Source organism: Pseudoalteromonas sp. B160, from assembly GCF_037162485.1.
GTDB classification, from domain to species: Bacteria; Pseudomonadota; Gammaproteobacteria; order Enterobacterales; family Alteromonadaceae; genus Pseudoalteromonas; species Pseudoalteromonas rhizosphaerae.
The window spans coordinates 495,003-514,127 of sequence record NZ_JARLUX010000001.1 but is presented as its reverse complement, the minus strand read 5'-3'; the positions used below and the strand labels follow the sequence as shown (position 1 = coordinate 514,127).

At 40.4% G+C, this 19,125-nt stretch carries 15 protein-coding genes and 4 pseudogenes; 13 read left to right on the top strand and 6 right to left on the bottom strand.

Annotation, left to right across the window (positions count from 1 at the left end):
* The first annotated feature begins 7 nt into the window (after nt 1-7).
* From kdsA to P4S61_RS02375, 6 genes and pseudogenes are all read left to right on the top strand, one after another.
* Nucleotides 8-862, top strand: coding sequence for a 3-deoxy-8-phosphooctulonate synthase (gene kdsA / locus P4S61_RS02400; RefSeq protein WP_145240651.1), 855 nt, complete (start codon nt 8-10; stop codon nt 860-862).
* A gap of 119 nt (nt 863-981) precedes the next feature.
* A complete protein-coding gene (locus P4S61_RS02395) occupies nt 982-1,878 on the top strand; it encodes a transcriptional regulator GcvA (RefSeq protein ID WP_145240653.1) in 897 nt (298 codons plus the stop codon).
* A 1-nt stretch (nt 1,879) separates the two neighbouring features.
* A complete protein-coding gene (locus tag P4S61_RS02390) occupies nt 1,880-2,518 on the top strand; it encodes an alpha/beta family hydrolase (RefSeq protein WP_337117715.1) in 639 nt (212 codons plus the stop codon).
* Between the two features lie 25 nt (nt 2,519-2,543).
* Nucleotides 2,544-2,912 carry a DUF423 domain-containing protein gene (locus P4S61_RS02385; RefSeq protein ID WP_179959144.1) on the top strand — a complete coding sequence of 123 codons (369 nt, stop codon included), beginning with the start codon at nt 2,544-2,546 and terminating at the stop codon, nt 2,910-2,912.
* A gap of 37 nt (nt 2,913-2,949) precedes the next feature.
* Nucleotides 2,950-4,036 (top strand): annotated as a pseudogene (rlmM, locus tag P4S61_RS02380) (23S rRNA (cytidine(2498)-2'-O)-methyltransferase RlmM).
* A gap of 177 nt (nt 4,037-4,213) precedes the next feature.
* Nucleotides 4,214-4,567: a YkgJ family cysteine cluster protein gene (locus tag P4S61_RS02375; RefSeq protein ID WP_145240659.1), complete on the top strand. Its 354-nt coding sequence runs from the start codon at nt 4,214-4,216 to the stop codon at nt 4,565-4,567.
* A 58-nt stretch (nt 4,568-4,625) separates the two neighbouring features.
* Here the strand turns inward: P4S61_RS02375 and cysZ are convergent.
* A pseudogene (gene cysZ / locus P4S61_RS02370) lies at nt 4,626-5,335 on the bottom strand (sulfate transporter CysZ).
* 280 nt (nt 5,336-5,615) lie between these two features.
* On the opposite strand from cysZ, the gene P4S61_RS02365 reads away from it, so the two are divergent.
* Entirely contained in the window at nt 5,616-6,083 is a 468-nt protein-coding gene (locus tag P4S61_RS02365; protein ID WP_145240768.1) for a DUF4440 domain-containing protein, read from the top strand.
* Between the two features lie 108 nt (nt 6,084-6,191).
* Nucleotides 6,192-6,806 (top strand): annotated as a pseudogene (locus tag P4S61_RS02360) (sulfotransferase); the annotation flags it as partial.
* Between the two features lie 11 nt (nt 6,807-6,817).
* Here the strand turns inward: P4S61_RS02360 and P4S61_RS02355 are convergent.
* Nucleotides 6,818-7,990 carry a hypothetical protein gene (locus P4S61_RS02355; protein ID WP_337117713.1) on the bottom strand — a complete coding sequence of 391 codons (1,173 nt, stop codon included), beginning with the start codon at nt 7,988-7,990 and terminating at the stop codon, nt 6,818-6,820.
* Nucleotides 7,987-8,196, bottom strand: a complete 210-nt coding sequence (locus P4S61_RS02350; protein ID WP_337117712.1) for a hypothetical protein — start codon at nt 8,194-8,196, stop codon at nt 7,987-7,989. Before P4S61_RS02350 ends, P4S61_RS02355 begins: the two co-directional genes overlap by 4 nt.
* A gap of 298 nt (nt 8,197-8,494) precedes the next feature.
* Here P4S61_RS02350 and P4S61_RS02345 point away from each other — a divergent pair, with 298 nt between their 5' ends.
* The 3 genes from P4S61_RS02345 (at nt 8,495) to speB (ending at nt 12,168) form a co-directional block, all read left to right on the top strand.
* Entirely contained in the window at nt 8,495-8,956 is a 462-nt protein-coding gene (locus P4S61_RS02345) for a GNAT family N-acetyltransferase (RefSeq protein WP_145240665.1), read from the top strand.
* Between the two features lie 370 nt (nt 8,957-9,326).
* A complete protein-coding gene (gene speA, locus P4S61_RS02340; protein WP_145240667.1) occupies nt 9,327-11,240 on the top strand; it encodes a biosynthetic arginine decarboxylase in 1,914 nt (637 codons plus the stop codon).
* A gap of 1 nt (nt 11,241) precedes the next feature.
* On the top strand, nt 11,242-12,168 hold the full coding sequence (gene speB / locus P4S61_RS02335; RefSeq protein WP_337117711.1) for an agmatinase: 927 nt from the start codon (nt 11,242-11,244) through the stop codon (nt 12,166-12,168).
* A 41-nt stretch (nt 12,169-12,209) separates the two neighbouring features.
* Here speB and P4S61_RS02330 read toward each other — a convergent pair whose 3' ends face one another.
* The 3 genes and pseudogenes from P4S61_RS02330 to P4S61_RS02320 form a co-directional block, all read right to left on the bottom strand.
* Nucleotides 12,210-12,608 carry a DoxX-like family protein gene (locus P4S61_RS02330; protein ID WP_337117710.1) on the bottom strand — a complete coding sequence of 133 codons (399 nt, stop codon included), beginning with the start codon at nt 12,606-12,608 and terminating at the stop codon, nt 12,210-12,212.
* Nucleotides 12,595-13,617 (bottom strand): M48 family metallopeptidase, encoded by a 1,023-nt coding sequence (locus P4S61_RS02325; RefSeq protein WP_337117709.1) that lies wholly within the window; start codon nt 13,615-13,617, stop codon nt 12,595-12,597. Before P4S61_RS02325 ends, P4S61_RS02330 begins: the two co-directional genes overlap by 14 nt.
* Nucleotides 13,618-13,626: 9 nt before the next feature.
* Nucleotides 13,627-14,735 (bottom strand): annotated as a pseudogene (locus P4S61_RS02320) (YjgN family protein).
* Nucleotides 14,736-14,910: 175 nt separating this feature from the next.
* On the opposite strand from P4S61_RS02320, the gene P4S61_RS02315 reads away from it, so the two are divergent.
* Both P4S61_RS02315 and P4S61_RS02310 read left to right on the top strand, forming a co-directional pair.
* A complete protein-coding gene (locus tag P4S61_RS02315; RefSeq protein WP_145240683.1) occupies nt 14,911-15,642 on the top strand; it encodes an RNA methyltransferase in 732 nt (243 codons plus the stop codon).
* Between the two features lie 80 nt (nt 15,643-15,722).
* Nucleotides 15,723-19,118 (top strand): chromosome segregation SMC family protein, encoded by a 3,396-nt coding sequence (locus tag P4S61_RS02310; RefSeq protein ID WP_182735433.1) that lies wholly within the window; start codon nt 15,723-15,725, stop codon nt 19,116-19,118.
* Nucleotides 19,119-19,125 lie beyond the last annotated feature (7 nt).

The window sequence follows — 19,125 nt, the reverse complement described above, 5'->3', positions numbered from 1 at the left end:
AATAAAAATGAACAACCATTTAATTAAAATTAATGATATTGAACTGGCAAACGAAAAACCGTTTGTATTGTTCGGTGGCATGAATGTACTTGAGTCTCGTGATTTAGCAATGCGTATCGCCGAGCATTATGTAGAAGTGACCACTAAGCTTAATATTCCTTATGTGTTTAAAGCGTCATTTGATAAAGCAAACCGTTCATCAATTAATTCATACCGTGGTCCTGGCATGGAAGAAGGCTTAAGGATTTTTGAAGAAATTAAAAAAACGTTTAATGTTCCTTTGATCACTGACGTCCATGAGCCGCATCAAGCAGCGCCTGTGGCAGAAGTGGTTGATGTGATCCAATTACCAGCATTTTTGGCGCGCCAAACAGATTTAGTGGTCGCAATGGCGAAAACGGGCGCAATTATTAATGTTAAAAAGCCACAATTTTTAGCCCCGCACGAAATGCGCCACATCATTACTAAATTTAATGAAGCGGGTAATAACAATGTTGTATTGTGCGAGCGTGGCTCAAGCTTTGGTTATAATAACTTAGTCGTTGATATGCTGGGTATGGATGACATGAAACCAATGGCTCCGGTTATTTTTGATGCCACTCATGCTTTACAACGTCCAGGTGGGCGCAGTGATTCTGCCGATGGTCGTCGTGCACAAGCGGCAGAACTTGCTCGCAGCGGCATGGCATTAGGGTTAGCGGGTTTATTTATTGAAGCGCATCCTAATCCTAATGAAGCTAAATGTGATGGCCCATGTGCACTTGCATTAAGTAAGTTGGAAGGCTATTTAAGTCAAATGAAAGCCGTGGATGATTTAGTTAAAAGCTTTGGCCCATTGGATACCAGCGCCAGCGACTTGTAATCGCAAAGCGTGATAAGAAAAGCGACGAAAGTCGCTTTTTTTATGTCTTGAATATACACTTCCTTGGCATGTGTATATAATCTTATCCATAAGAAAAACTAATTCTAAGTTTGATCACTATGTCTCGACGTGTTCCGCCACTAAACGCATTAAAAGCATTTGAAGCTGCTGCTCGGCATTTGAGTTTTACTAAAGCGGCTGAAGAGTTATACGTCACACAGGCGGCGGTAAGTCATCAAATAAAAACTTTAGAAGAGCATCTTGGCTTAAAACTATTTTTGCGAAAAAACCGTTCTTTATTACTCACCGAAGAAGGCCAAGGTTACTTTTTAGATATTAAAGAAATATTTACTCAGCTAATTGATGCTACCGAAAAGCTATTAGCCCGTGGTGCAAAAGGCTCATTAACCGTGAGTTTAACGCCCAGCTTTGCTATTCAATGGTTAGTGCCACGCTTGAGCTTATTTAACGAACTGCACCCTGAGATAGATGTACGAATAAAAGCCCAAGATCAAGACGAAAACTCACTCACCGATGATGTTGATGTGGCTATTTATTATGGCCGTGGTCATTGGAGTGGCGTGCAAACGCATAAACTGCATACCGAATACTTAGTACCTTTGTGTAGCCCCATGCTATTAACAGGGCCAAAGCCGCTGGATCAGCCAAGTGATTTGGCAAACCATACTTTATTACACGATACCACTCGTAAGAACTGGAAAACGTGGATGAAAACCGCCGGTGTACGTAATGTGCAAGTAAACCAAGGACCAATATTCAGTCACTCATCAATGGTGCTGCAAGCAGCTGTGCATGGTCAAGGGGTTGCTATTGGTAACAGTGTGCTTGCTAAACCTGATATTGATGCAGGACGTTTAGTTATTCCGTTTAACCACAGTTTAGAAAGTAAAAATGCGTACTATTTAGTAAGTCGTGAAACGCAATCTGAATTAGGAAAAATAGTATCGTTTAAGCAGTGGATGCTGAGTTTAGTCGAACAAGAGCAAGAGTATTAATATGACTATCGAATGGATTAAAAGTGACCAACAACCCGCTTTGGCACAATTTATTTTTGCCCATGGTGCTGGAGCCGCTAGTGATTCAGAATTTATGCAGAAAATGGCAAGCTTGCTGGCAGAGCAAGGTATTGATGTTGGCTTATTTGACTTTGAATATATGCAAATAGCCAAGCAAACCAATAAGCGTCGCCCGCCAGATCGTGCGCCTAAATTACTGCAATACTTTGAGCATATATTAACCGTTGTACAGCCAAGCTTACCGTTATTTATTGGTGGCAAGTCAATGGGCGGGCGGATGGCATCAATGCTTGTCAGTGAAGAGCGAGTAACAATGCCAACAATTTCAGGCGTATTGGCATTTGGCTATCCATTTCATCCACCAGGCAAGGCTGATAAATTACGCATTGATCATTTTGGTAAAATACCATGCCCGTTTATGGTGCTCCAAGGCGAGCGCGATACATTTGGTACCCGTGACGAATTAACACAGCTACAACTGGATAAACGCCCAGAGTTTGTGTGGCTAGCTGATGGCGATCATTCCTTAAAACCACGCAAACGCAGTGGCTTTACAGAGTTAGGTAATGTGCAAACTGCCGCTGAGCACGCTGCTAGTTTTATTAAACAGCATATTTAAAGGCATCTTTAGCAGGAAAAAAATCATGATTAAACTATTTTTAATGACTGGCAGTTTATTTTGCATGCTATCAGTGGTGTTGGGCGCCTTTGCGGCTCATGGTTTAAAAAGCCGTGTTTCTGAATATGCTATTGGCGTATTTAAAACTGCGGCAGAGTATCAGATGGTGCATGGCCTTGCGTTAATTGCGATTGCCATTTTAATAAAATGGGGAATTAACCTCACATCGGCTGGTTGGTTTATTATTGCTGGTATTTTGTTGTTTAGTGGCAGTTTATATTTATTAGCAATCACCGGTTATAAGTGGCTTGGCCCCATCACACCCGTTGGTGGTTTATGTTTTATTATTGGTTGGACTATTTTATTAGTGCAAGTAGCACGGTTTAAATTTTAATAGAGAATATCGCTCAAAAGAGCAATTAAAGGGTTTTATGTCAAGTGTAGTGATTTACTGCCGTAGTGGTTTTGAAAATGATGCCGCTGCAGAAATAACATTTCATGCCGCAAGAGCAAGGTTTTGCTGGGTATGTAAAAGCAAAGCCAAATACCGGCTATGTTATTTACGAATGTTTTGAAGCGCAGCATAGTGATGAAATCATCAAAAAGGTTGATTTCAAAAATATGGTATTTGCCCGTCAGTGGTTTGCCGGCACTTTACTTGAAAACATGCCCGTCGAAGACCGTGTTGGCGAAATAGTAAAAGCAGCGGTCGATTTTCCACTTTGCTCAGAGCTGCGGGTAGAAACACCCGATACCAATGAAGGCAAGGAGCTGTTAACTTTCTGCAAAAAAATCTCTACCCCACTTAAAAAGGCTTTAGAGAAACAAAACACCGTGTTACGCGAACCTAAAGCCAATCGCCCCGTAATGCACATCATGTTTTTAACTAATAACACAGCGTTTGTTGGTCATTCATATAGTTATAATAATTCCCCATTTTTTATGGGAATATTACGACTAAGAATGCCAAGTGATGCACCGAGTCGCTCGACCTTAAAACTGGATGAAGCGTTTAATGTGTTTATTGCGGAAAAAGATCGTGAAGCGCGAGTTCAAGCCGGTATGCGCAGTGTTGACTTAGGTGCCTGCCCAGGTGGTTGGACGTATCAACTAGTGCGTCGCGGTATGTTTGTTAGCGCCATTGATAACGGCCCAATGAATGATGATTTAATGCAAACAGGTCAAGTTAAGCACTTTCGTGTTGATGGTTTTAAATACCGCCCTGAGAAAAGAAATATTACTTGGTTAGTATGCGATATGGTAGAAAAACCAACTAAAGTAACCAGTCTTATGATTGATTGGGCGGTCAACGCATACGCGAAAGAACTTATCTTTAACTTAAAGCTGCCAATGAAAAAGCGCTTTGACAGTGTTTATGAGTGCTTAACGATGATCAAAGAAGATCTTAATAAATACGGTATAAGCTATGAATTACAAGCTAAGCATCTTTATCACGATAGGGAAGAAGTAACTGTTCATTTGAACGTTACGAAAGTGCCACAAAGTCTATATAGTTAATAAGCTTGTAAAGTTTAGATATATAAAAGCACAGCATTAGCTGTGCTTTTTACGTTATGGCGTAAGTCTACACTAACATAGCATTGCAAGTTACTGCACATAACGCGTAATATAGGGTTTATGGAGAATTAGTTAAGTTGCGGCATGAATGCACAGCATAATAAAAGGTAAATATAAATGTACAAAAACCAAAAAGTAATCTTGCGATTACGCGCTAACATTCCATCGTTTGAATGTGTTGAAGGTTGCCATGATTGCTGCGGTCCAGTGACAACATCATCTGAAGAAATGTCGCGATTACCGGTAAAAAGCGATGCAGAGCACGAAGCGGCATTAAATGAATTTAATTGTGTACACTTAGGTCCAAAGGGATGCACTGTATATGATGAACGGCCATTAATTTGTCGTTTGTTTGGCACAACTCCAAGGATGCCATGCCCAAATGATCGCGCTCCAGAGCAGCCAGTTGATCCTAAAATTGAGCGCGAAGTGCATCATTTCATTGCTAATACACGGCAAGTTTTAGTGTAAAAAGTGCTGCAAATAGGGGACTTAATAATGGCTTATATTGTCGTCCCCTCTGAGCTTTTTATTCGCGGTAGTTAGGGCGGTATTGATCAACCCACAAGCGAGTTGCGCCGCACACAGCGACAGGCATAACAATTAAATTCACGATAGGAATGGCTGTAAGCAACAATACTGCTAAGCCGAATCCATACGAGAGAGTTTGTTTTTGTTTTAAGTCTTCTTTCATTTCTTTAAAGCAAATTTTGTGATTATCAAACGGATAATCTTTGTATTGCACTGCATACATCCAACAGGTAAACATCACCCATAACACTTGGCCGATAACAGGTAATATCCATAGCAAGATAAAAAAGCCAATGGCACGTGGTAGGTAATAGCACAACTTAGTCCACTCACGGCCAAGCATTCGTGGCACATCTTTCACTATCTCCGCTAAGCCATCATCATTAATTTTTTGCGGTTAAATACAGCTCTACTTTTTCACTGAGTAAGCCATTAAAGGGCGCGGCAATGAAATTAGTGATCACCGAAAACAGCATACTGTAGCTAAATAAAATCACTAATACTGCAATAGGCCACATCAGCCACTCCAGCCAACTTAACCATGTTGGTAATAGAATCATTTAAATAAGCAAACCCATCGGTAAGCCAGCCATATAAAAAGAATAATGAGCTACCAAAAAGCACGATATTGATTAATAAAGGAATAAATACAAATCGCTTCAAGCCTTTTTGGGTAATTAATTTGAAGCCCGAAAAAAAATATTCCATACCTTGTGTAAACTGCACGCTAAAACCTCTGATCATATCGACATTGCCCTCAGTATAAATTGCTCAGATATTTTGAACAGTATTTTTGCGTAACAAAGTGTTTAATATCTAATGAGCAATAGAGTGTATGGTCTAAAAAGCATTATCTTTATATTGATAGAAAAATCGGAGTTACTGATTGAATCGCAACAAACACTGGGATATGGTTTATATATCAACAATAATAAATTAAACGAGAGATGTTATCGGCTCGTTTATTACGCAGAAGCTTTAAATGACTATGAAAAAGTTATATCTGTTTGCATTGTTACTAATGCCGCTGGTAAGTCAGGCTGATGTTACTGATTTGCAAAGTAAAATGATGCGTTTAGATACAGGACTTTTTGATTCTTTTAATCATTGTAATAACCCAGTACAACTTGCTAAGCACGCGAGCTACTTCGCGGAAGGTGTTGAGTTTTATCATGATAACGGTGGAGTTACCTGGGATCGCAATTCCATGATAGCTAATACTAAACAATATGCATGTGGCAAGTATACGCGGGAGTTGGTCAGCGGCACGTTTGAAGTGTTTACCATTAAAGATTTTGGTGTGATGACCAAAGGAACTCACATATTTTGTCAAAATGGCGGCAATAAATGTGACGGTAAAGCTGATTTTGTGATGCTTTGGCATGACTTAGGCGACAAATTAGAAATTACTCGAGTATTGAGTTATGGGCACCGTAGTAATATGGATAATAAATAAGGGAGCTTGCGGTTAAACTACCGCTTAACTTTGTTGTTGCTCTGTGGGTGATGCTGTCATTTAGGTATATACTAACGGCCTTTTAAAAATGAGTGACGTTAGATGTCTAAGATATTTATTATCGGTCTGCCTCGAACCGGCACCACGAGCATCAGTGTTGCGTTGTTAGAAATGGGCTTGTTGGTTGCGCATACCGCGTTTACTAAAAAAGCGTTTGAAATAGCTGATGCTATATCTGACGCACCGTGTTTTAGTGACTATATGCATTTAGACGGGTTATTTCCTGGTGCTAAGTTTATTTATTTAAACCGAGACCTAAAAGCATGGTTGCCATCCATCACGATGCTGCTTGAAAAAATGGCGCCACATCTTGATCTTAAAACAGGGCACTTTAGCCCGGTTCTAAAGCGCAGCTTTCATCAAACGTTTCCCTCTATTTACCCGTTGAGTGAGCGCGATTTGGCTGCTTGTTATACTAAACATCAACATGCAGTGTTTCATTATTTCAAAGGCCGTGATGATTTTTTATCTCTTGATGTCAGCGAACCTGGCGGCCTGTTGAAGCTAAAACAGTTTTTGGGAATGTCGCCTGAGGGCGATACTGACTTTGCGAAATTAAATGTTGGCCGTAATGTGGCAAACTGGCGTGAGTATAAACACCCTAATAAGGTGAATGCCAACTTAGCCGGAGCAGAGCATCGCAAGTTCTTTGACTACAGTTGATTGATTTAGAATTAGTCAGTTTTGGGCTCTTTACTATCAGCTGAACTGCCAATATTGCCGCTGCTGTAAAAGGTAAGTTGGCCGATCAAGTCAGGCACGAGTCGCTCGCTATTATAATCATAAATTTTATTCATTTGTTTTACGTGAAATGCACCTTCTATCCGAGCAATATTATTTATTGCCCATGCCTCAACCGAATCTGAGCGAGTAAATTGCTCTGGCAGTTTTTCTTTATGATCAAGTAGTGTTTGCCATAATTCGTTTTGGATCTGTGCTGGAGTCCCAGTGAATTGCTCTAGCGTATCGTTAATCCAGCCCATACCAATGTCGTTATAGGCATTTAAGATAGTGTTATACAGCTCACGTCTATTAGAGTCAGAGCTAATATTATCTTGCTGTGCAATAAACCTACCATTATCCATTTGGTAATACTGCTTATTGGCTTGATAATTAGTTTGCTGTGCAAGGTAATGTAATAAGTTAGCTTCACTGTCTTTATCAACTTCATTGAGCATTGCCAATACATCATCGTTTTGGTGAGTTTTCACTAGGTTCATCATGTCGATAATACTATTGCTTTGCTCGAGGGTACTGGCAGATAAGTGGTCATTTAACTGCATAAGTTGATCTTCGCTGAGGTTTTTTTCTATTAATAAATTGGTGTAGTCATTTGCCAATTCATATTTTGCACTGTTAGCCTTATAGTTTGATTTAAACCAGTTTATGGTTTCAGGCATACTGATCATTTCGACTCTTTCATTACCATGCTCATTTTCACCTAATGGTGACACCGGCTTCTTATAATCATTCCCTTGTTGTAATAATTTATCCATTGTTGCGAGGGTACTGCTCAAGGCATCATCTGACAGTTTGCTTAAAGCTGAAATTAACTGTGCACTGCTGTTGTTGTTTTCTGTGCCAAAGTGATAGCTAGATGTTGTAACAACAAATTGACTAAATACAGCAAGCTCTTCATCACTCATTTTTTGCACCAAATCAAGTAGTTCTTGTGTTGGTTTTAGGTGTTGGAACATAAATTTATGTTCACCTTCAAGCCGGTCTACTTGATCTAAAAAAGCATTTATATCATCGGGATCTGTAAAGTCACCATAGCGATAGGTCGGTTCTTTAATCGGTTCACCTATGTTAATGGTGGTGCTAGAGGTGACTTTATAACGGTTCATACCAATGTAAGAAGAGGGGTGTAATCTTGATTAAGTTTGCGGCCTTTGAATGGATCATAAAGGGGCGTACTTGCTGCGTCTTCGAGCGTTGAAAGGAGGTCTTGTGGTTCGACAAGAGAAGCGGCGGCTTTAAACTCCGTGGCGCGATTGGCCGACACCGTTTGCAAAGCTATTTGCTGCGCTTGACCAAGATTGGGGAGTTTCATTGTTATTCCTTTAACGTTAACTTAGCTATTTATCGACGCAGGGCGTTAAAGCTTTAGTCGTTAATTTATTTTTTAACCCGTATTTTTATAAAAGTCGCTAACGTTTAACACCACAGCAAACTATTATCTTGACGTGTTTGCTACTTTTTAGAAAATAGCTAAATGCTGTTATTTTGACATACGACAAAGTCGTGACTAATAAGACAGCAAATAAATGAAAAATCCATAGTTCTGGGTTGTTCATTTGCAACAATTCGGTATAGTTTGTTATCAAACAATAAATATAATTAGAGCTTTTATGCAGTTAGTCGACTTAACCCCTGATGATCCGGATGTGATTAATGTTTTTTCTGATATCGATAGGCTTATAAATTCTCTGTACCCAGTAGCCACGGCGCAATCGCTGTCGGTGAGTGAGCTTGGTCAAGCTAATGTGTACGCCATTGGCTTAAAAAGCGAGGAGGGTATTGTTGCATGTGGTGCGATTGTCAGACAGTTCGACACAGTACCTTATGGTGAAATACGCCGTCTATATGTCAAACCAAGTCATCGTGGTAAAGGCTTGTCTCGGCGTATAATGCAAATTTTATTGCATCATGCTGGCGAAGAAGAGATCCCTTTGATCCGGTTAGAAACAGGCCCGAAACAGGCTGAATCGATTAGTCTGTATGAAAATTTAGGTTTTAAACGCTGTGCAAGTTTTGGTAATTATACCGATAATCCACATAGCTTGTTTATGGAGTTAGGGCTCAGTCAATAAGGCTGATTAGTAGCTAGAAACTGTCTACGCTTTGTGTTTTAGTTTTTGAGTACTTCATCGATTTAATCTCCTACACAACTACGGCTTATACACGGATATAAGTCGACATTTATATGCTTAAATGGCCTTGGTCAGCGCCACTTTTATCATTGAGAGTCACGTTTTCGGCTAACTTTTATATATATATTCCCTTTTAAGCCTTCTATTTTTTATACTAAATACTCCAGTGCCCAACAAATAAAAGGGCCGTTGTTATCAACACTAAAACTCACTCGTTACGAGCAAAAATACTTGTTGGACTTGATAAGCTATTTTTCCTTTAATGCGCGCAACAGCCGCAAGGCATTCATCAAATAAAAGAGAAAGATAAATGAAAGAGACAACATCACTAGAACAAGCTCGCACGAGTTACAATGTTCGTCATTGGAGCCAAGGTTTTTTTGGTATTAATGATCAAGGTGATGTGTATGTTGCGCCCAAGGCTGATGCCCCAGAGCAAACCATCGCACTTATTGATATTGCAAAACAACTTGAAGATAAAGGCTTGAGTTTACCTGCGTTGGTTCGTTTTCCACAAATTTTGCATCACCGCGTGCACAGCTTATGTGCTGCATTTAATACTGCGATTGAAAGCTATGGTTATCCAAAAGATTACTTGCTTGTTTATCCAATTAAAGTAAACCAACAGCGCGAAGTGGTCGAAGAAATTGTTGCAAGCCAAGCGAACGTAGAAAAGAAACAACTCGGTTTAGAGGCGGGCAGTAAGCCTGAGCTATTAACAGTATTGGCATTAGCTGAAAAAACCAGTGCAGTGATTGTGTGTAATGGCTACAAAGACAAAGAATATGTGCGCTTAGCATTAATTGGCGAAAAGTTAGGCCATAAAGTGTACATCGTACTTGAGAAACTGTCTGAGCTGGACATGGTACTAAGCCAAGCTAAAGAGCTGAACGTAAAACCGCGTATTGGTATTCGCGTGCGCTTAGCGTCGCAGGGTAAAGGAAAATGGCAAGCTAGCGGCGGTGAAAAATCAAAATTTGGTTTATCCGCTTCACAAGTATTACATGTTGTTAATCGTTTAAAAGAGACTGATCAACTTGATTTAGTTCAGTTGGTGCATTTTCACTTAGGCTCGCAAATGGCGAATATTCGCGATGTGCGTTTAGGTGTTAGCGAAGCGGCGCGTTTTTATTGTGAACTACGCAAACTCGGTGCACAAATTGAATGTTTAGATGTCGGTGGCGGTTTAGCGGTTGATTACGACGGCACACGGAGCCAGTCTCACAACTCGATGAACTATAGCTTAGCTGAGTATGCAAATAATATTGTCTACACCATTGGTGATATTTGTAAGCAGTACGAGCAACCATTCCCGACTATTATTTCTGAGTCTGGGCGTGCATTAACAGCGCATCATGCAGTGCTTATCTCTAATGTGATTGGCACTGAAAGTTATGAGCCGGAAGAAATTCAAGCGCCAGCAGATGACGCGCCATTATTGCTTAATAACATGTGGCTGTCGTGGCAGCAACTTCATGTGCTGACAGACGACCGTGCATTAATTGAGATATATCATGATAGCCAAGGTGATTTAGCTGAAGCACATAACCAGTTTGCGATGGGATTATTAGATTTAACTCAACGCGCCTGGGCTGAGCAAATAAATTTACGTGTGTGTTATGAGCTTAATAAACACATGGATAACAAAAACCGTTTTCATCGCCCGATAATAGATGAACTTAATGCCCGTTTAGCGGATAAGTTTTTTGTTAATTTCTCATTGTTTCAGTCATTGCCTGATGCGTGGGGAATCGACCAAGTATTTCCGGTATTGCCATTGAGTGGCTTAACTGAGGCACCACAAAGACGCGCAGTATTGTTAGATATTACCTGTGACTCTGACGGTGCACTAGATCATTACGTTGATGGGCAAGGCATTGAGAGTACCTTACCAGTGCCGGCATTTAGTGCTGAAAAACCCTATTTAATGGGCTTTTTCTTAGTGGGGGCATACCAAGAAATTTTAGGTGACATGCATAACCTATTTGGCGACACCCACAGTGCAATGGTACACATGGATGAGCAAGGCGACGCAAGCATTGTAGAAATAAACCAAGGTGACACTGTAGCTGACATGATGCGCTATGTTCATCTTGATGTAGAAGGTTTTCAATCATCGTACGCACAGCTAGTGGCTGCAAAATTACCAGCAGATGAGCAGCAAAGTGTGCTTGATGAATTGCAAGCAGGTTTAGACGGTTATACTTATTTAGAAGAGCTTTAATATGACCACTTTGTTTGATCATCCAGATCACTCATTGTATTCCAATGGCATGACGTTCTTACGTCAGCCAATGGTACAAAATATTACTGACATCAATGCTGATGTTGTGGTGTTAGGTTTGCCATTTGATATGGCAACCTCAGGACGTCCAGGTGCGCGTTTAGGCCCTGATGCGATTCGTCGTGCATCAGTGCATTTAGCATGGGAAGAAACAAAATACCCATGGACGTTCAAATTGTTCGAACGCCTAAAACTGGCTGATGCTGGAGATTTTACTTACCCTGTCGGTGACGCTGAATACTTTACCGCTAAGCTTGAACAAGCTGCGACGGGTATTTTAAGCCAAGGTAAAGCAATTTTAGGTTTAGGGGGCGATCACTTTGTAACTTTACCGTTGTTACGTGCTCACGCTAAGCGCTTTGGTAAAATGGCGTTGGTGCATTTTGATGCCCATACTGATACTTATAGTAATGGCTCACGCTACGACCACGGGACCATGTTTTACCATGCGCCGATGGAAGGGCTGATTGATGTTGATCATAGTATCCAAATTGGTATTCGTACTGATTTTGATCAAAGCAAACACGAGTTTGCAGTGATTGATGCGATGGCCGCCAATGATTTATCGGCGCAAACGATTGCTGAGCAGATTAAAGCGAGAGTAGGTGATTTACCTGTGTATATCACTTTTGACATTGATTGCTTAGATCCGGCGTTTGCCCCTGGTACTGGAACACCGGTATGTGGTGGATTAACATCAGATAAAGTACTTAAGATATTACGTGCCCTTAAAGGCATTAATATGATTGGTATGGATGTTGTTGAAGTATCACCTTCGTACGACCAAAGTGAGCTTACTGCGATTGCTGCAGCCACTATTGCTAGTGAGCTACTGCATTTGTGGGCATTAAAGCATAATTATAAATAGAGTTTTACAACAAAGGGTATGCCAACGCATACCCTTTTGTTTTACAGGCTCGTATTATTTGTAATAGTTATTTCTTTTAACCAAATAATACTTAACACAATAAGTGGTAAGTTAGTTGTAACAGGGTTAAACGCTTCAATAAGTAGTTGTGGTTGCATTATTATCACAGCAAGCAAGAGTCCACTAAGCGCTAAAATGTTTAAAATAACTAAGTATTTATTTTTATAAAATAAAGCTAAACACAGGCCAAAAATAATTTCTCCAACACCTGCTGAGCGGGTAATAAAATCAGACACCTCAGTTGAAAAACCCGCACTGCCGGTCATAAGCTTTTCAAGAGGGGCTATATGATAAAGCTTTGGGAAAAAACCATGATATATCCATGTTAATGCTACTACACCGCGGGCAAGTTGCATATAAAGTAAGTTATTCTCTGGCATTATCTATTCGCTCTTGTGCACTTGGGTGGCTAGATAAATACTCGAGTAAATTATTCACTTTTTTAAGGTGCTCGTTTTCACTGGTATGGCTATATTGGAGTGTCTCTATTGCATCGGCAAAGTCGTTACTTGAGTACCCTAAATACTCCAATTGCGTTAACGCAAAACTGTCGGCCTCGCGTTCCATATCCCTTGAAAAACCTTGCTGTGCAAATGACGCGCCAGTCCCCAGAGCAACTTCTGCAATACCTTCTAAGTCACCAAATATTACCGCTAATACAATTGTACTTGCAGCTGATTGCGCAGTAATGCGCACACTATGCTGGTGTACTATATGGCCTATTTCGTGTAGTAATACTGCTTTTAGGGCATTGGGTTGATCGACAAGTAAATTAACAAGCTCATCTGTTATCACAATACGTCCATGCGGTAGTGCAAATGCATTAGCGCCAAAATGTTCAGATTTATAAAAAGATAATCGATATATCGATTTATCAAGTGATAGTTGCTCAAGCATGGTATTAAAATGTTGTTGTATCTTAGTTTGTTGTTCAACCGGCAATTCGCTATCATCGAGCGCTAACTTTTTAATCACCGTAAAGCTTTGTTCACCCATTTGATTAATCACATTATGCGGCAGTGTATCTATGCTATAAACCGCAATTGCTGGCACTGCTTTGTAAAGCGCTAGCCACATAAACAGTGGTGTAACTATAACGGCAGCTAAAATAGCCCATTTACTTTTTTCTAGGCGTTCCATTATCTGATGATTATTTGATTTAAATGGCCACCTGTAATTTACATCTAGTGGAATAAATCGACTGCCATCGGTAAAGCTTAACTCGTCGGCAAGACCAGCCATACCTGAATTTAAATTAAGTTCAGTAATGGCGTGGCGAGTTATAATGTATTCATCGTGTTTTATGTCAATATGTGTGTCGCTAATACTTGCGACACACTCTTGATAATTACTCGATACCTTAGGAAAGTAATGTCCTTTTACATGCATGATGAGCTCTTAAGTTAATGAAAGGTCTATATCAAATACATTTGCAGCTTCTTCAGCGAAAGATGATTGCTGTGCTTGTTGAGTATCGATTAAGTTTAATGCGCCAGAATAAATATTCACCGTAGTTACATCAGCGAGCATTTTTGATGTACGTACTTTTGTCCACGGGTAAGCAAGTCCTAAAGAAAATACAATAGCGAGCATGTTTGTTAAAAGTAACATAGCAAAAGGTACAGGTTTTAGTTCTGACTTAAACGTTGCTACACCTTCAAACTGGCTATTATCAATAATATGGTTACGGATAGCAGCTTTCCACACAGCAGTTACTATAGTAATCATAAACACATAAGCGGCCATTAAAGCAGCAAACATAATTATCATCGCAGATGGGTCTTGTATATTTTGTTGGTTTTCTGCGTTTAGTAAATCGAGACCAAAAAAACCTAAAATGGCCATAAATATCACCATAGTGATAGAACTAACTACAAAACAAATAAGTGCTGTGAGGTAATAGGTTTCACCTTTTAAGTTCACCGTCAGTGGTTTGTCGCCGTAGCTAATGTTACTGTGAATATAGCTGTCGATACGCTTTAAAACATAAGGCATTAATAAATATAAAGTAAATATGCTTGCAATCGGCAGTAGGATAAAGTTAACAAAGGCTTCGCCATAATTACCTTGAAACGAAAAACACACATTTCGGTGGCGAGTCATACGCATATTAAACCGTAGGCCTTGGTTAATAATCCATGGCATTAGAAATAGAAATCCAATAGCAAACAATAAACCAATAATAGGTAAGAAGCTGGTGGCAAAGGTATAAATTAAAAAACCGCCACCGCTAAAATACGGCCTTTTAAAATTTGCATCGGTGTTGCTAAGTAGTCAAAGCCGTGTCCGTCTATACGTGTGTGACCATAAAAGTAGCGGTATGTGCGTACTTTTGCCCATGCTGAGTAAATACCGAGTGTAATAACGCTGAGTAAAATATTGACAATCCAAATACCAAAATACTCAGCAGCTTTACCCTTAAATTGTACTTTCCCGCTAAAAATTGGCGATGCACTTTGGGTGTTTGTTTTGTTAGGCTCGTCTGGGGTTGGGTGTGTTGATTCCATTAAAAAAATATATCCATGCTGTTTTTTGTAAATTTACCTTTTTTTGGTAATGAAAACAATCTTTATCATTATCCTAGCTTGTTGTTTGTAGTGTGATTTTATTGGTTTTAATGTTTGTAGGGCTGCACTTTAAATCATCTCTGGTATACTGAGCAGATAATTTAATGGGGCTATTATGATTTCAAAAAACCAACTCAAACTTATTCGCCAGCTTGGCCAAAAAAAGTACCGTAAACAATATAGTCAATATCTTGTTCAAGGTGAAAAAAACGTATTAGAGTTACTAAATAGTCCATTAAAAGCCAAAGACGTTTTTGCAACGCAAAGCTTCATCGATAGCTATCAAGATAAGTATCAACACGTTAACTTAATTGCAGCCGATGAAGATGTGTTAACTAAAGCAAGTACTTTAGTGAGTAATAATGCAGCTATTGCGATAGTTGACATGCCAACAGCGAGTGCACCGCAGGCAAGCGGTTTAATCTTAGCCCTTGATGGCGTATCTGATCCAGGCAACTTAGGTACCATTATCAGAGTAGCTGATTGGTATGGGATCAAGCATATTGTCACCAGCACAGATAGTGCCGATGCTTATAACCCTAAAACTATTAGCGCCACTATGGGCTCGTTTGTTAGAGTCTCAGTGAGTCAAGTTGAGTTGCCTGCGTACTTAAGTGGTTTAAACTTACCTATTTATGGCGCTTTTTTAGATGGAAAAAGCGTGCATAAAACTCAATTTACAGGCCAAGGTGTTTTGTTAATGGGTAGTGAGTCTCATGGAATACGTCAAGCTTGCGCAGCATTGGTAACAGATAAGATAACCATCCCCGCTTTTGGTGGTGCAGAATCTCTCAATGTAGCCATGGCAACGGGTATTATTTTAGATAATTTTAAACGCCAAGCTTAATCTCTGTACTTACTTTTATCGTCAAGAACGGTTAAATTAAATACTCAAGCTATAACAATAACAATCGGTAAACCAATTAGATGCGTTTGAGCACCATAAAATTAGCGGGTTTTAAATCTTTTGTAGAGCCCACTAAAATTCCATTCCCAGATCAAATGACCTGTGTCGTTGGCCCAAACGGCTGCGGTAAGTCTAATGTCATCGATGCTGTGCGTTGGGTGCTTGGCGAAAGCTCTGCTAAAAATCTGCGTGGCGATGCCATGACCGATGTTATTTTTAATGGCTCAACCAATCGCAAACCTATTTCTCAAGCGTCGGTAGAGTTGATTTTTGATAATACCCAAGGGCACTTACCGAATACTTTTGCCGATCGAAACCAAGTGGCAATTAAACGTTTGGTAACACGCGACGGGCAATCGCTGTATTTTCTCAATGGCAGTAAATGCCGCAAACGAGATATTACCGATATATTTTTAGGCACAGGTCTTGGTCCGCGTAGTTATGCGATTATCGAGCAGGGCATGATCTCGCGTTTAATTGAGAGTAAACCGGCAGATTTACGGGTGTTTTTAGAAGAAGCTGCAGGCGTTTCAAAATACAAAGAGCGCCGTCGTGAAACGCAAACCCGGATCAAAAGTACCCGCGAAAACCTTGAACGCTTACTCGATGTTCGCCAAGAGCTGCAAGCACAAGTTGATAAACTGGCAGTACAGTCAGTTGAAGCAAAAAAATACCGCGAGTTAAAAACCCAAGAACGCACTTTAAAAGGGCAACTAGCGGTCTTAAAATGGCAAAAGCTACATCAGCAACAAGTGACTAAAGCCGACAAAATGGCCAAGCTGAATGAGCAAATTAGTTTTTTTAAAACCGCTCATTCAGGTCATGACGATGTACTAGCAAGTCTTGAAAACCAAGTGCAATTGCAACTTGAAAAACTCAATGATGCGCAGCAAGCCCAGCACCAAACGCACACTGAATTGACTCGTGCTGAGCAACAGCAAATAAACTTAAAACAACAACAACAAGCGTTTAGTCACAACCTGATCAAACAACAACAGTTGCAGTTACAAAATCAGCAGCTGCAACAACAACAAAAAGACCATACTGATGAGTTACAAAATGCGTTACAAGAGGCAATTGAACATACTTTAATATGTACAGAGCAAGTCACTGAGATGGCCGACGCGGCGGCACAGTTGCAAAGTGCCAAGCAGCGCAGTGCTTCGGATTGGCAACGAGTTAATGAGCAGTTTCAGGCTATTAATACGCAATATAGCAAGCAACAAAATATAGCCGAACAACAGCTGCAAAATTTGCACTATATTAAAAACCAGCAAACGGCATTAGAAAGCGAATTAATAGAGCTGGCAGAAAATCCAATTGCTGAACAAGTAGCGCAGCAGCAGCAGTTAATGCAGTCACTAACGCAAGAGTTAGCAGCAAAACAAACTGCCTTAAACAAAGTAAATAGTAATCATCAACAAGCTCAAACCGTGTTACGCACCTGCCAAGATGCACATCAAACACTAGCACAACAACAAAACGAGAATAAAGCCAAAATAGCAGGCTTGAATACAATACTCGCAGATACTCCAGCGCAAAGTAGTGGCGATGTTTTGGCACAGTTAGTTGTACGTACTGGATTTGAGCATGTGGTTGAACAAGCATTACAAGGGCTTGAACAATTAAATGTGACATCTACAGCAACACCTAACGGAGTATGGCCAACTACCGACACCGCACCGCAAAGCTCATTAGCGGTGTTTATAGAGCAAGGGGTTTACCCTGATTTATTACATCGCATTAAGTATAAAAATGATTTTGCTCATAACGATTTAGCGGATGAGTATTGGCTTGCAGTGATTGATCGCCAAGGTAATATTCAGGGCCGCAATTGGTATCAACAAGCCAGTAAAAGTGCGGAAAATTCGTTGCTGATCAAACATAAACAGTTGGCCGAAGCAACCCAGTTAGCATCTCAACTCAGTGACGAACTAGCTATACAAAGCAAGAAGCTTACAGAACAACAGCAAGTCTGTGAGCAATTGAAGGCACAAAGCGAAGAGTTAAAAGCAGCGGTACATCAGCTTGCTCAACAAGTGGCCTCAGGAAGCACTCGTCGCGATATGCTCAAAGAGCAATTACAGCAGTTTCAGAATCAACAACATAAATTACAAGCAAAGCTACAGCAGTTAAACGTTGAACACACGAGCATAGAGAATAAAGTGGCTGAACAACAGCAACATATAGCAAGTGTGGTAAAACAGCGTGATGAAATAAGTGTTGCGCTTAATGATGCTCAAGTGCAGCAGCAACACACTGATGAGCAATATAAACAGGCAAACGCTCAGCTTGAACAGTATAAAACGCTTGCCCATCAGGCGACGCTAAGTGAGCAAAAAGCGCGCAGTGAATGCCAACTCAGTGACACTAAATTACAGCATGCAACGACCGCCAGCGAAACCGCCAGTGAAGCTGTCAGTGAGTTAACCGCGCAAATTGAAGAGTTGGTGATCCCATTAGAAGAGGTCGCAGAGCAAATAATATTATTGTTGGAGCAACATCAACAAAGTGACATTGAACTCAAAAATTTGCAAAGTGCATTGACGGAAGCTAAAACAGCTTTTGTAGATAAACAAACAACGCTTAAAGCGTCGCAGGGGGAGCTGGTACTTTTACAAGAACAATTACAACAACTTGCCCTCGAAGAGCAGAGCTTATTAATTAAAGCACAGGCAGCTCTTGAACCTCTGGGTGAGTTACAGCAAAACTTGAAAGAAGTATTGGCACAGCTCCCTGAAAACGCCAATATAAACACTTATCAAGGACAGCTTAATAAAGTAGGACAAAGTTTAAGTGACTTGGGCGCGGTAAACTTAGCGGCGATTGATGAGTTTGAACAAGCGCAGCAGCGTAGCCAGTATTTAGATCGTCAAGTCGAGGATTTAAGCAAAGCATTAACGACACTTGAAGGTGCAATTGGAAAAATTGATCGCGAAACCAAAACGCGTTTTAAAATGACTTTTGATCAAGTGAATCTCGATTTTGGTCAGTTATTTCCTAAAGTATTTGGCGGCGGCAGTGCATATCTTGAATTAACCAGTGATGACTTACTGGAAAGTGGTGTTAGTATAATGGCACGCCCACCGGGCAAGAAAAATTCAACAATTCACCTTTTAAGTGGTGGAGAAAAAGCGCTGACCGCATTATCATTGGTATTTTCAATATTCAGGCTCAATCCAGCTCCGTTCTGTATGCTGGATGAAGTTGATGCACCATTGGATGATGCGAATGTTGGGCGATTTTGCCGATTAGTGGAAGAAATGTCACAATCGGTGCAATTTATTTATATCAGTCATAATAAAATTGCCATGGAAATGGCTGGCAGGTTGACGGGTGTAACAATGGCTGAACCGGGCGTTTCGCGTGTGGTCGCTGTAGATATTGAACAAGCGGTGCAAATGGCACATGCATAAATATTAA